Origin of the sequence: Idiomarina sp. H2 (genome assembly GCF_004364275.1) — a bacterium.
GTDB lineage: Bacteria > Pseudomonadota > Gammaproteobacteria > Enterobacterales > Alteromonadaceae > Idiomarina > Idiomarina loihiensis.
In genome coordinates this window covers 159,197-172,045 of record NZ_SNZY01000001.1, presented here as the reverse complement: position 1 = coordinate 172,045, position 12,849 = coordinate 159,197, and the positions used below count along the sequence as shown (strand labels likewise).

Genomic DNA, 12,849 nt, shown 5'->3' with positions numbered 1-12,849 from the left:
TAAAAATGAAACGTGTTACACTCAATAACATGCATAATTAATTAGGTTACGTCTATGACATCGAAGCTACAGCAGCGAGCCGCTACTATACTGAGGCTCGCTTTGCCCTTCAGCGCATTGTTCAGTTTGTCAGCAGTGGCTGAGCCTCCGGAGATCGAAGTTTTTGATAACGTCCGCCAGCAACAATGGGTGGGGGTAAGTCCTGTTAGTCGCGATACTATTTGGATCTCCGGTGAGAAAGGAACCGTAGCCAGAACCACAGATTCAGGGAAGAGCTGGGAATATTTTCAACCCGGACCTGATGACCTCGATTTTCGCGATATTGAAGGGATTGATGACCGCCGCGCCTATGCATTAAGTGTTGGCACAGGAGGTCAATCACGTATTTATTACACTGATAACGGTGGTAACAGTTGGCGTCTGCGTTATCGCGGCGAGGCGGACAGCTTCTTCAACTGCATGGCACTAGCTCCTAGCGGCGAAGCCTGGGTGCATGGCGACAGTGTTGGAGACGAATGGCGGATGGTACGCAGTGCCGACGGTCGCAACTGGATGCAAGTTCGTAGTGCGGTTGCCGAGCCACCTCAATCTAACGAAGGTGGTTTCGCCTCAAGTGGCAGTTGTGCCCGATTTAATAACGACAACTGGATGATTGCAACGGGTAATGCTGATAAAGCTCGAGTATTAATTAAAGGCTCGTTTGGCATTCGCTTTCGTGTGGTAGAAACACCAATGGAAGCAGGCCCTATGGCGGGCATTACCAGTGTGTGGCCTATTGACGATAAAACCTTTTATATTGCTGGTGGTGACTTAAATGATGCTTCTGGCGATGAAAACCGTTTATGGCATTATCAAAATAACGAATTTGAAGCCTTGCCCGGGCCACCAATTAAAGGCGCTCTTTATAGCTTGAGCCTTATCGATCACAACGGTTCCTGGTTACTAACGTCTAACCCCCAGGGCGCGGCGGCACTTAACCTACAAACTAAGAAATGGTTTAAGCTCTCTGATGACAACATCTGGAATATTCAGTGTCATGGGGATATCAGTTGCTGGCTGGTTGGTAAAGACGGCTACGTTGGCCGTTTGCAATGGCAGGCGCCGCAACAGCGCCCTAAGCTCTAACAGTTCACGTACATTAAGCGGCTGGAGAACTTAATAAAGCCAGCCCACCTAATAAGTGACGGCTATTAAATCCGTGCCGCTTAAGCACGTTAGCGACAACCTGGCTTCTGTTGCCCGAGCGACATAAGCAAATAATATCGCGTTCTCGCAAGTGTGAGTTACTGTGTATAAACTGAATGACTTCAGTCAATGGTACATTAACCACCTCTGCATTACAGGGAATATCGGACAACACGTGCTCCTGCCGCTCTCGCACATCAACAATTAATAAATCATCGCGATGCCAGAATTCGTCAGTATCCCCCACCGGAATATTAACCCCTTCATCAACACGACAGTCACCGTTTAATTCACAAGGCGTGTAAACAATATGGTGCTCTGAGTCTTGCCCCGGGCAAATAAGCGTACTCTCGCCTATAAAGCACTCATAAGTGCTCGATGCTGCCTCAGACCCGGTAAATAAAAAGTCTGAACCCACCCGGCTTTTCAGCGCAGCCGATTCACTTAATACATAAACCGGATTACGGTTACCGACTCGAAATAAACGTCGCTCACCGATACTCACACAGCCACTGACACTGCCTTCGCATTCCATTGGAACCACGTCACAGGAATCAGTAGCAGACTTAGGCCAGCCAAACACATCGTACTCGTCTATTGACTGCTCAGGCATGAGTATTGGTAATAACAACTCAATAGACTGGCTGGTAATTGAATCAGCGGATGTCGATACCACCGCTTTCACTTGATAATGCTGGCAGCTGACAATATTCTCAATTCTGCCAGCCAAAGCCGGATGAGGATCGATAACGGCTATTTCTTTAGCTTGCTTATCTATTACCAGGTAACAGCAATGATCGTCGTACTTCAGTTGCACAACACCGTCTAACTGAGCGTCGTTATCGTTATTCGTGTCCGCAACAATCAAGCAGGAATTTCTCAATGCATCAGCAGCTTGTTTTATACGTACACAAGCCTCAGTAATTTCCTCTTGTCGCGTTGCCGGACCAAAAGATAATCGAATAGCAGAACCGCTGCGCCACTCTTCCAGCCCCATAGCGTCTAAAACAAAGCTTTTTGTTACCTTAGAACTGCATGCAGAGCCTGAACTCACTCTTATCTGACAGGCGTCAAAAACATCCATAATATCGCGCGAGGCAACTCCTTCTACGGAGAAGTTCAGCGTAGTAGGAACCGAACGCTCAAAGTCATGGTTAAATACAATAGAGGGGAAAGCTGACCGCAGGGCTTCAACCAACTGAGATCGATAATCCTGTAATTTAGCTTCACTATGAAAGCGACGGTTACTGTCATCCAGCATCAATTCAAATAACGCATTTAATGCTGCTATTCCGGGTAAGTTTTCGGTTCCGGAACGCAGACCTGACTCTTGCCCTCCACCAATAATTAGAGGGGTATAAGGGGCTGAATCCCGAACCGCCATAAACCCAATGCCTTTGGGCCCATAAAGCTTATGACCACTAAACGGAGCGTAATCAATGGTTGTTTCATCTAAATTAAGAGCTTTTTTCCCTAATACCTGAACGCAATCAACCATCCAGGGTACATCCGGGCTATGCTGACGTATCGTTTCTTCCAGTTGTTTTAAGTTCTGAATAACACCGGTTTCGTTGTTAACAGCCATAGTGCATATCATGGCAGCATCTTTTACATGCTCAGCAATAAACTGGCTATCCAACAGGCCTTGTTTATCAACTGGAATGGCAACAAGCTCAGCTTTCAGTCCAAGTAACTGATTCCAATGAGCCAGGGCCTGGGGCACGGCTTTGTGTTCTGTCGCACCATACAGGAGGTATTTTTTTCGCTTATCGGGAGCAACCTGCATAGCTGCATGAATTGCAGAAACCACAGCCGTCTGAATGCCTTCTGTCGCGCCACTGGTAAAAATAAGTCGACCTGACGGCAAACCAACAATTTTACGAGCTAACTGACGGGTGGTATCCAGAATATAACGAGCTTTTAAGCCCGTAATATGGCTACTTGAAGGGTTACCAAAAACTGTTTCCATCGTATGCGAAACAGCTTGAATAATTTCGGGAAGTACCGGAGTGGTAGCATTACAGTCCAGATAAAGTTCGTTTGCGTTTGTCTGAATATCTACTGGTTTCATGCCACCCTCCAAATTAACTAAAAGTTATATGTTTATAACCTTTATGACTAAAAGGGTCAATGAATCTGGTTTTCTTTCCAGGCTTGTTCCTTTTTCATCCTGTCTTTTCGCTTGTCGCATGGTTCATCACAGTCACAGGCTTTTTCCATGCCCAGAGCGCCGATGCCACCACAGCTACCGGAAATTGTCTTGCGCTGTACAATATAGCCAACGGCCATCGCCAGCACAACGATAATAAATAAGGCGAATACCATTATAAAGGTTTGCATTAAAACTCCTACTACTGCTCGGCCAACAACGGCTTAAATGCATCACTCATATACTCTTCAAAACCGTTTTCGGTTTTATAAATGAGCATAACTGCCATATTGTGTCTTTTTGCGAAGGACTTTGCTCTTTCCGTCCCCATTACAAATAAAGCAGTTGCATAAGCGTCGGCAGACATTGTGTCCTCGGCATAAACTGAAGTAGAAACCAAGTTATGCTGCACAGGAGCACCGGTTACCGGGTTAATAATATGCGAATATCGTTTACCATCTTCTTCATAGTAATTGCGATAATCACCCGATGTCGCCAAAGCACCGTCTTTAAATTGGACAACATGTTGCACCGCACGTTCCGTTGAAACCGGTTTTTCTATCGCCAGGCGCCATAATGCTTCATCCGGCTTGCCGCCTTTTGCAATAACCTCACCGCCAATTTCCACCAGGTACTGCTTTATACGCAACTGATCCAATAAGTGAGCCACTCTGTCGACGCCGAAGCCTTTGGCTATAGTAGACAGATCGACGTATAGATCAGGGTTATCCTTAATCAATTGATGATTTTCTACACGTAGTTTCTGATAGCCCGTTTTTTCCCGAACCGCATTCAACTCTTCTTCAGACGGTTCTTTTTCTGGTCTTGCCTGAGGACCAAAGCCCCAAAGATTCACCAGAGGACCAACGGTTATATCCAGAGCACCTTCCGTTTCCTCAGCAATTTCGAGACCACGATTAACTACCCGTTCAAGGTCACGGCTAATAACCATAGGTTGGGTACTTTTAAACTGATTAAACTGGGAGAGTTCAGACTCTGGATCATAAGTCGACATTTGTGCATTAACTCTTTTGAGCACTATATCAACTTTCTTCTGAATCTCTTCTTTGTTGTGTCTGGGATCCTTAGAGTAGACAGTGACACTATAGGTGGTTCCCATAGTCTTACCGCTAAAGGATATTTTCTCAGGTGCATCAGAACAAGAAACTAAAAAGGCCAGCCCCAGAAGGGCTAGCCAAATTTTAGCAATCGACAGTTTCGATAGCATCATGAATTAACCACCAAAGTCATCCAACATGATATTTTCGTCTTCAACGCCTAAGTCTTTCAACAAGTTGATAACTGCTGCGTTCATGACCGGTGGTCCACACATGTAGAACTCACAATCTTCTGGTGCGTCGTGGTCTTTAAGATAACGCTCATAAAGAACGTTGTGAATAAAGCCAGTATCACCTTCCCAATTGTCTTCAGGCTGTGGATCAGACAATGCCACGTGCCAGTCAAAATTTTCGTTCTCTTCGGCCAGCATGTCGAAATCTTCAACATAGAACATTTCTTTTTTAGAGCGGGCACCGTACCAGAACGAAACCTTACGATCAGTTTTTATACGACGCATCTGATCAAACAAATGAGAACGCATTGGTGCCATACCAGCACCACCACCAATAAAGACCATTTCAGCGTCAGTGTCTTTGGCAAAGAATTCACCAAATGGACCTGAAATTGTGACTTTGTCGCCTGGCTTCAGACTGAAAATGTACGATGACATTTTACCTGCAGGCAAGCTTAAGTCGTTAGGTGGCGGCGTCGCTATACGGACGTTCAGCATAATAATGCCTTTCTCTTCCGGATAGTTAGCCATTGAATACGCACGCACAACTTCTTCGTCAACTTTAGACTCAACATCAAAGAAACCGAAACGATCCCAATCTCCGTGATATTCTTCAGAAATATCAAAGTCTTTGTATTTAACGTGATGCGGTGGAGCTTCAATCTGAATGAAACCACCCGCACGGAAAGGCACTTCTTCGCCTTCCGGCAACTGAACAATAAACTCTTTAATAAAGGTTGCCACGTTGTCGTTAGACTTAACCGTACAGTCCCACTTGCGAATACCAAAAACTTCTTCTGGTAATTCAATTTCCATGTCCTGTTTCACGTTAACCTGACACGAAAGACGACAGCCTTCACGAGCTTCACGTTTGGTAATGTGGTCAAGTTCGGTCGGCAATATGTCACCACCACCCTCTTTAACTGTGACACGACACTGGCCACATGAACCACCACCACCACAAGCTGACGAGACGAAAATACCAGCATTAGCCAGCGCGCCCAGAAGTTTAGTACCTGGCTGGGTCACGATTTTTTTGTCTTCGTCGTCATTAATCAGGATTTCCACATCACCCTGAGGTACCAGCTTTGATTTTGCGAACATAATAATCGCAACCAAAGCCAGTACGATGATGGTAAACATCCCTACACCGAGATATATCTCTTGCATCGATTCGTACCTTTTTTTACCGATTCAACACACTGGTTATAAGGATACGCCGGAGAACGACATAAAGCCCAAACCAATCAGACCCACTGAAATAAATGTGATACCTAAGCCACGCAGGCCATCAGGTACATCTGCATATTTCAGTTTTTCGCGCACTGCAGCCAGAGCAACAATAGCTAAAGCCCAGCCAACACCACTACCAATTCCGAACACAACGGATTCGCCGAAATTGTAATCACGCTCGACCATGAAAGCTACGCCACCAAAAATAGCGCAGTTAACGGTAATGAGTGGCAGGAAAATACCCAGTGCGTTGTACAATGCAGGCACATATTTATCCAGCGTCATCTCCAGAATCTGTACCAATGCCGCAATAACACCGATAAAGGTCAGGAATTTCAAAAAGCTTAAGTCTGCATCCGGGAAGCCCGCCCATTCCAGAGCACCTGGCGCCAGAATGTTGTGGTAGATTAAATTGTTTACCGGTACTGAAACACCCAGTACAACAATAACCGCGACACCCAGACCAAATGCCGTTTTTACTTTCTTAGATACAGCCAAAAACGTACACATACCTAAGAAGAAGGACAATGCCAGGTTTTCAATGAAAACCGCGCGGATGAACAGGTTGATATATTGTTCCATGACCATTACTCCTTAGGTTCAACTTGTTCAGTGCGGAAGGTACGCAGTACCCAGATAAACCCGCCAATGATGAAGAAGGCACTTGGTGGCATCAGTAACAAGCCAACCGGCTCGAACCAACCACCTTGTGATGCCAGAGGTAAAATCTGTACATCAAACAAGCTGCCAGAACCAAAGAGTTCACGAATGAAGCCAACAACCAACAGCACCACTGAGTAACCTAAACCGTTACCCAATCCGTCCAGGAAGGACATAAACGGAGTGCTCTTCATAGCGTAAGCTTCTGCGCGACCCATAACGATACAGTTAGTAATGATTAAGCCAACGAACACTGACAACTCTTTAGAAATTGAGTAAGCGTAAGCCTTTAGTATCTGGTCAACGACAATAACCAAGCTCGCGATAATTGTCATTTGAACAATAATACGTACGCTTGACGGAATATGATTCCTGATAATCGAAATAAACAAGTTAGAGCACGCAACAACAGCGGTTAGTGCAATGCACATAACCAACGTGTTGCTCATTTTCGACGTTACAGCCAATGCAGAACAGATACCAAGAATCTGCAGTGCGATGGGGTTGTTGGCGAATATCGGTCCGAATAATACGGACTTCATTTCTTTTACATTAGCCATTGTTCAACTCTCCCTCACGAAGTTTCTTGAGTAATGGACCGTAACCATTTTCGCCCATCCAGAATTGAACCAGGTATTCAACACCATTACTGGTCAAAGTTGCACCAGAAAGCGCATCAACTTCGTGCTCGCCTTTGGCGCCGCCTTTTACCACTTCAAACTGGACGTTACCGTCCTCGCCGTAAACTTCTTTACCTTGCCAAGTTTTTACCCAGGCCGGATTGGTGATTTCACCACCAAGCCCCGGAGTTTCAGAGTGCTCGTAGAAGTTAACGCCTTTAACAGTGTCAAAGTCGCCTTCTAACGCCAGCAAGCCGTACATGGTTCCCCATAGCCCCTGGCCACGAACATGAAGAACAAGACCTGTTGTTTCGCCGCTTTCATCTTTAACAAGATAAATCTGTGTTAAATTTTCGCGGGTACCTAAACCAGCAGGGTCGTTCTTTTTCTCAAGTTTTTTACTTCTTTCAGGGTCACTCGCTGCTTTGCGGTTGCTAAAAGATGTCGGGTCAATGTCTTCCTTAACGGTTAAATCTTCAAGGCTGACAACCATGGTATCGATGCGTTGCTTGTAAGTTTCAACAACGTCGGTATCGGCTTCCAGAATACCGGCAGCATCCAAAACGTTCTTCTGCATATCAAGTGCCGCATTCTTTTCCTGCATTGGTTTCAAACCAATAGCAGCACCAGAAACAACAATTGAGCAAACCAGGCAAAGCGCCAGCACGACACCAACGGTCTTGCCTAAACTTTCATTTTTCTTAGCCATTGCGCGCTAACCTCCGTTTGATATTTGCCTGTGCTACAAAGTGGTCAAATAACGGTGCAAATACGTTAGCAAATAAGATGGCCAACATGATGCCTTCCGGGAATGCCGGGTTAATGACACGAATCATGACCGTCATAAAACCAATTAACAAGCCGTACGCAAACTTCCCTTTATTGGTAAAGGACGCAGATACCGGGTCCGTAGCCATAAACATCATTGCAAAGGCAAAACCACCTAATACTAAGTGCCAGTACCAAGGCATTGCGAACATTGGATTGGTCTCGCTACCAACAAGGTTAAGTAGCCCGGAGAACAGAACCATACCAGCAAAGACACCCAGAACGATACGCCAGGAGGCAATACGGAAATAAATTAACGCTAAGCCGCCAATCAAAATCAGTAAGGTTGAGACTTCGCCTACTGATCCCTGGATGTTACCAAGGAAGGCGTCCCACCAAAGCTGAGTATTCCCATAATCCATTTCACCCAGAGCCGCTTTACCCAGGTTTGTTGCACCAGAAAAGCCATCGACGGCAGTCCAGATGGAATCACCTGACATGCTGGCAGGATAAGCGAAGTATAAGAATGCGCGACCGGTTAGTGCCGGGTTAAGGAAGTTGCGACCAGTACCGCCAAAAATTTCCTTACCGATAACGACACCAAAGGTGATACCTAAAGCAACCTGCCATAATGGCGTTGTTGCCGGCAAAATCAGGGAGAATAAAACCGAGGTAACGAAGAAACCTTCGTTAACTTCGTGCTTACGAATAGACGCAAACAGGACTTCCCAGAAGCCACCAACAAAGAAGGTAACCGCGTAAATAGGCAGGTAGAAACACGCGCCATACCACATTTTCGCGCCCCAGCCGGCATTAGCGCCTAACTCGCCACCGAACAAGTGGAATAACCCAACCTGCCAGACGTCAGAAAGCGCATAGCCGTCAGCCAAAGCCAAAGCAGCCTGGTTACCAACGTTATACATACCCCAGAACATTGCCGGGAACGTCATCATCCACACCAAGATCATAATGCGCTTAAGGTCGATACGGTCACGAACATGCGTAGCCGACTTAGTCACAGTACCTGGTGTGTACAAAATAGTGGCTACGGCTTCGTAAAGCGCGTACCACTTCTCGTATTTACCGCCTTCTTCAAATTGCGGTTCAATACGCTCGAGTGTGTCTTTCAAGCTCATGGTTAGCCTTCTTTCTCAATCTTAGTGAGACAGTCACGCAGCACCGGGCCATATTCGTACTTCCCGGGGCAAACATAAGTGCACAATGCGAGGTCTTCCTCGTCCAGTTCCAGACAACCCAACTGCTGACCTTCATCAGTATCCCCTGATAACAAGTCACGTAGCAGTAATGTTGGCAGAATATCCAAAGGCATTACGCGTTCGTAGTTACCAATTGGAACCATTGAACGTGAAGAACCATTCAGTGACGTTGTCATGCTAAATAACTTCTTCGGATTAAAGTGTCCGGCATAAGCGCGTGTAACTGAGTGCAAGTCCGAGCCAGGACGTATCCAGCCCAGAAACTCTTTATAATTGCCTTCCGGAATAACGCTAACCTGATTATGGAAACGACCTAACCAGGCGTGTTCGTTATCCGCAGTGTGACCATGCAGGACTGACCCTGAGATAATACGTTGATTATCACCACTTAGCTCACCATCCGTTAACTCATGCAAGTTAGCACCTAAGCGGGTGCGCAGCAGGCGAGGCTCTTTAACGCCTTCACCGGCAACCGCAACAACGCGATCAGTAAAGATTTCACCTGTAGTGAATAACTTACCGTAAGCGATAACGTCCTGATAACCGATGTGCCATACCGGGCGTTTAATGCTCGCTGGCTGAAGGAAATGTATATGAGTACCAACCAAACCTGATGGATGAGGGCCGGAAAATGACTCCAGCGTGACATCTGCGTCGCCAGTATCAACTTCAGCGTCACCCGCTTTACAAACAAACAACTTGCCTTCGGTCAGGTTAGAAAGAACCTTCAGACCATCAATGAAAGCTTGTTTCTGTTCATTTATAAATAAAGTTGGGTCGCCAGCTAACGGGTTAGAATCCATCGCGTTGATAAAAATCGCGCTGGCTTCTGCATCTAATGCCGGAGTTTTGCTGTAAGGACGGGTACGGAGCGCAGTCCATTGACCAGACTCAACCAGAATGTCCTGAACTTTTTCACGACCTAATGAATTGAGCTTGTCGCTGTCAAATTTGTCAAAAGTAACCTGCTCGTCACCTTTCAATTCAATAACAACCGCCTGCAATACTCGGCGCTCACCACGCAGGATGTCTTTTACTACACCAGCACCAGGGGCTGTGTACTTGACACCAGGGTTTTTCTTATCCTCGAAAATCAGCTGACCTTTTTTAACCTGGTCACCTTCTTTCACGTGCATGGTTGGGCGCATACCCACGTATTCTTCACCTAGGGTAGCGACTGTCGTCACAGCCTTACCGTCGGATAGTTCTTGCTGGGGCGCCCCTTTAATAGGGATGTCCAGCCCTTTCTTGATCGTAATCATATGCGTTTGCACTACTCGTTAAGGGAAGATTCATCACAACCAGCCACTGGGGCTGGAAACCTGAATAATCAAATAGTTACCGACACAAACAACCGCCTTCAGGGGGCTTGTCATCGGCAACCTGAAACATTTTCCACACTTATCGATGGGATTTTAGCATTTTTCCCACAACGCTTACCAGTTTACTTTTGGATCAATATCCGCGTCATAATCAACGTTATCAAAGCCAAAACCGAATAAGTGCAGAAACTCCTGATGATATCCTTCGTAATCGGCAAGCTGATGGAAGTTATCCTGAGTTACTTGCTCCCAGAGTGCTTCTATTTTTGCCTGAGTTTTATCGTTGGTTTCGTAGCCGTCCATGTGAAGCCGGCCTGCGTCATCCAGCTCCGGATTACTATTATATAGACCTTCAGTAAACAGGCGGTAAATTTGTTCGATACAACCTTCGTGCGTGCCTTCTTCTTTCATCACTTTATAAATTAATGAAATATACAGCGGCATAACAGGAATAGCTGAACTCGCCTGTGTTACCAACGCCTTTAATGAAGAAACGTAAGCTTTCAGATTAAGATCATCGCATTCGGTGACGAGCTCTGATGCCGCGCGATCCAGATCTTCTTTTGCGCGGCCGATGGTTGCATGACCGTAAATTGGCAATGTCAGTTTTTTACCTATGTAAGTATAAGCAGTGGTTTGACAGTTTTCGGCCAAAACGCCCGCATTATGCAGAGCTTTAACCCAGCGTTCCCAGTCTTCACCGCCCATCACTTTTACGGTATTGGCAATATCTTCATCGGTAGCCGGATCAAGTGTCACTTCGTGTACCTGATCTTTGTCCGTATTGTAGGTTTTGGTTGTGTATTGTTTGCCTATTGGCTTTAACACTGAACTGTAGACTTCACCGCTATCGGGGTCTTTACGTTTAGGTGATGCCAGGCTGTAAACAACGAGGTCAATTTTCCCCATGTTTTGCTTAATGTAATCGATACTTTCCTGCTTAATTTCATCAGAAAATGCGTCGCCATTAATTGAATGGAAAGCTAAACCGGCTTTGTTCGCTTGCTGATGAAAAGCGGCGGTATTATACCAGCCAGCTGTCGCTGTTTTCTTTTCTGTAGGCTCTTTTTCAAAACACACACCAAGAGTATGGGCTTCGCTACCAAAAGCAGCCGTAATTCTTGACGCGAGTCCATAACCTGTGGAGCAGCCTATGACTAATACATTCTTGGGGCCATTGGTAATGGCAGGCTTATTACGGACAAATTCGATTTGACGTTTGACGTTTTCGGCGCAACCCACCGGATGAGAATTGGTGCAGATAAAACCGCGAATTTTTGGCTTAATGATCATATTGATGTGTCCCTGTTGTTCGCATTATTTCGGCTATTGTAACCAATCAAACGACAGGAACACATCAGACATGCGGAATTTTTCTTAATTTGCCGCTATTTTCGACCCACCCAGGCAGTTGGGTGAACGTCTGGACTCTCCCAGTTGCTCCCACTCACCTTGAGTATAGGTGTGTAGCGCCAATGCATGGATATGATTCATTAATTCATCCGCTAAGATTTTATTAACCGCACGGTGTCGGTTAATGAGTCGCTCACCACTAAACTTCGGAGTAACTAAGACCACTTTAAAGTGAGATTCAGCATTAGCACCACCCGAGTGCATATGGCTTTCGTCTGCCACTTCCAGATGCACCGGAGTAAACGCTTCGCGCAACTTATTTTCAATATTTAGCCCAATAGACATAACTGCTCCCCTCTGCGTTTGCCTCTAATCTTCAGTTTAGATTACTTATACTGAATCGCAGAAAATTTTTACAAAAACCTGCTAACTCTACGAATTTTCGACAAATAAAGTTTGTTCAATATTCAGAGTCATCAACTGCCGCATGACAAACTTCCTCACTTGAGGATAAGCTAACGACAGCAGGAAAAACTGCATCCACAACTTCGCCTTTTGAGGCAGAGGCCGGTTTAACCACGTGATAGCGTTGTGCACTGACATTTCCTTCTGCCTGCCACAGTAAAACATCGGTTTTATCAAAAAGCCTGGACAAGGCATCTAAGCCCTCGCTTCTGTATGGGGGAAACGCGGTACTTTCTCCCGATAAGCGCCAGCCTCGTAGCTCTGCCTCCGATGCCAGCAAAGCCTCATTAATGCGGTTACGACAAAAGCTGAGCTCAATCGTTGCCCGGCTCAATTGCCAGTTATCATTAGGCAGTAACTGTTCGTCCAGAGCTTTAACTTCAGCGCTGCGCAAATTCGTTGTACCTTCCTGACTGCAGCCACTAAGAACTGCGAGGAATAGCCCTGCCATCAAAAAATTTTTAAAAGTCATAAGGAAACCTCCAAGGCTTGATATTATAACTGAAAAGCGCAGATAAACCGTTGTCTTAGTGTTAAAATTTCTGGCAGTATAGAGTGTAATTTGTCATAGGGATTCAAATCAGTT

13 protein-coding genes are annotated in these 12,849 nt (G+C 45.8%); 1 reads left to right on the top strand and 12 read right to left on the bottom strand.

Annotated elements, in window-relative coordinates; genetic code table 11:
- The first annotated feature begins 54 nt into the window (after window positions 1–54).
- Window positions 55–1,125 (top strand): hypothetical protein, encoded by a 1,071-nt coding sequence (locus tag DET62_RS00910; RefSeq protein ID WP_110012660.1) that lies wholly within the window; start codon window positions 55–57, stop codon window positions 1,123–1,125.
- Between the two features lie 13 nt (window positions 1,126–1,138).
- Here DET62_RS00910 and DET62_RS00905 read toward each other — a convergent pair whose 3' ends face one another.
- From DET62_RS00905 to DET62_RS00850, 12 genes are all read right to left on the bottom strand, one after another.
- On the bottom strand, window positions 1,139–3,256 hold the full coding sequence (locus DET62_RS00905; protein WP_110012661.1) for an aminotransferase class V-fold PLP-dependent enzyme: 2,118 nt from the start codon (window positions 3,254–3,256) through the stop codon (window positions 1,139–1,141).
- 56 nt (window positions 3,257–3,312) lie between these two features.
- Window positions 3,313–3,525: a (Na+)-NQR maturation NqrM gene (nqrM, locus tag DET62_RS00900; RefSeq protein ID WP_034819948.1), complete on the bottom strand. Its 213-nt coding sequence runs from the start codon at window positions 3,523–3,525 to the stop codon at window positions 3,313–3,315.
- A gap of 11 nt (window positions 3,526–3,536) precedes the next feature.
- Window positions 3,537–4,565, bottom strand: a complete 1,029-nt coding sequence (locus DET62_RS00895) for an FAD:protein FMN transferase (protein WP_110012662.1) — start codon at window positions 4,563–4,565, stop codon at window positions 3,537–3,539.
- Window positions 4,566–4,568: 3 nt separating this feature from the next.
- Window positions 4,569–5,795: an NADH:ubiquinone reductase (Na(+)-transporting) subunit F gene (gene nqrF / locus DET62_RS00890; protein ID WP_110012663.1), complete on the bottom strand. Its 1,227-nt coding sequence runs from the start codon at window positions 5,793–5,795 to the stop codon at window positions 4,569–4,571.
- A gap of 36 nt (window positions 5,796–5,831) precedes the next feature.
- Window positions 5,832–6,440 carry an NADH:ubiquinone reductase (Na(+)-transporting) subunit E gene (gene nqrE, locus DET62_RS00885; protein WP_110012797.1) on the bottom strand — a complete coding sequence of 203 codons (609 nt, stop codon included), beginning with the start codon at window positions 6,438–6,440 and terminating at the stop codon, window positions 5,832–5,834.
- A 5-nt stretch (window positions 6,441–6,445) separates the two neighbouring features.
- A complete protein-coding gene (locus DET62_RS00880; protein WP_011234298.1) occupies window positions 6,446–7,078 on the bottom strand; it encodes an NADH:ubiquinone reductase (Na(+)-transporting) subunit D in 633 nt (210 codons plus the stop codon).
- Entirely contained in the window at window positions 7,071–7,847 is a 777-nt protein-coding gene (locus tag DET62_RS00875) for a Na(+)-translocating NADH-quinone reductase subunit C (RefSeq protein ID WP_011234299.1), read from the bottom strand. The genes DET62_RS00880 and DET62_RS00875 overlap by 8 nt, the downstream gene beginning before the upstream one ends.
- Window positions 7,840–9,042: an NADH:ubiquinone reductase (Na(+)-transporting) subunit B gene (locus DET62_RS00870; RefSeq protein WP_110012664.1), complete on the bottom strand. Its 1,203-nt coding sequence runs from the start codon at window positions 9,040–9,042 to the stop codon at window positions 7,840–7,842. Before DET62_RS00870 ends, DET62_RS00875 begins: the two co-directional genes overlap by 8 nt.
- Before the next feature lie 2 nt (window positions 9,043–9,044).
- A complete protein-coding gene (locus DET62_RS00865; RefSeq protein WP_110012665.1) occupies window positions 9,045–10,385 on the bottom strand; it encodes a Na(+)-translocating NADH-quinone reductase subunit A in 1,341 nt (446 codons plus the stop codon).
- 174 nt (window positions 10,386–10,559) lie between these two features.
- A complete protein-coding gene (gene fabV, locus DET62_RS00860) occupies window positions 10,560–11,738 on the bottom strand; it encodes an enoyl-ACP reductase FabV (RefSeq protein ID WP_034819919.1) in 1,179 nt (392 codons plus the stop codon).
- 84 nt (window positions 11,739–11,822) lie between these two features.
- On the bottom strand, window positions 11,823–12,143 hold the full coding sequence (locus tag DET62_RS00855; protein WP_034819916.1) for a BolA/IbaG family iron-sulfur metabolism protein: 321 nt from the start codon (window positions 12,141–12,143) through the stop codon (window positions 11,823–11,825).
- A gap of 115 nt (window positions 12,144–12,258) precedes the next feature.
- Window positions 12,259–12,735 carry a hypothetical protein gene (locus DET62_RS00850; RefSeq protein ID WP_110012666.1) on the bottom strand — a complete coding sequence of 159 codons (477 nt, stop codon included), beginning with the start codon at window positions 12,733–12,735 and terminating at the stop codon, window positions 12,259–12,261.
- Window positions 12,736–12,849: the final 114 nt, after the last annotated feature.

Coding starts and splice junctions, on each gene's coding strand:
- DET62_RS00855 (WP_034819916.1), bottom strand. CDS start 12,143: ATGTCTATTGGGCTAAATATTGAAAATAAGTTGCGCGAAGCGTTTACT.
- fabV (WP_034819919.1), bottom strand. CDS start 11,738: ATGATCATTAAGCCAAAAATTCGCGGTTTTATCTGCACCAATTCTCAT.
- DET62_RS00865 (WP_110012665.1), bottom strand. CDS start 10,385: ATGATTACGATCAAGAAAGGGCTGGACATCCCTATTAAAGGGGCGCCC.
- DET62_RS00870 (WP_110012664.1), bottom strand. CDS start 9,042: ATGAGCTTGAAAGACACACTCGAGCGTATTGAACCGCAATTTGAAGAA.
- nqrF (WP_110012663.1), bottom strand. CDS start 5,795: ATGCAAGAGATATATCTCGGTGTAGGGATGTTTACCATCATCGTACTG.
- DET62_RS00875 (WP_011234299.1), bottom strand. CDS start 7,847: ATGGCTAAGAAAAATGAAAGTTTAGGCAAGACCGTTGGTGTCGTGCTG.
- DET62_RS00895 (WP_110012662.1), bottom strand. CDS start 4,565: ATGATGCTATCGAAACTGTCGATTGCTAAAATTTGGCTAGCCCTTCTG.
- nqrM (WP_034819948.1), bottom strand. CDS start 3,525: ATGCAAACCTTTATAATGGTATTCGCCTTATTTATTATCGTTGTGCTG.
- DET62_RS00880 (WP_011234298.1), bottom strand. CDS start 7,078: ATGGCTAATGTAAAAGAAATGAAGTCCGTATTATTCGGACCGATATTC.
- DET62_RS00910 (WP_110012660.1), top strand. CDS start 55: ATGACATCGAAGCTACAGCAGCGAGCCGCTACTATACTGAGGCTCGCT.
- DET62_RS00850 (WP_110012666.1), bottom strand. CDS start 12,735: ATGACTTTTAAAAATTTTTTGATGGCAGGGCTATTCCTCGCAGTTCTT.
- DET62_RS00905 (WP_110012661.1), bottom strand. CDS start 3,256: ATGAAACCAGTAGATATTCAGACAAACGCAAACGAACTTTATCTGGAC.
- nqrE (WP_110012797.1), bottom strand. CDS start 6,440: ATGGAACAATATATCAACCTGTTCATCCGCGCGGTTTTCATTGAAAAC.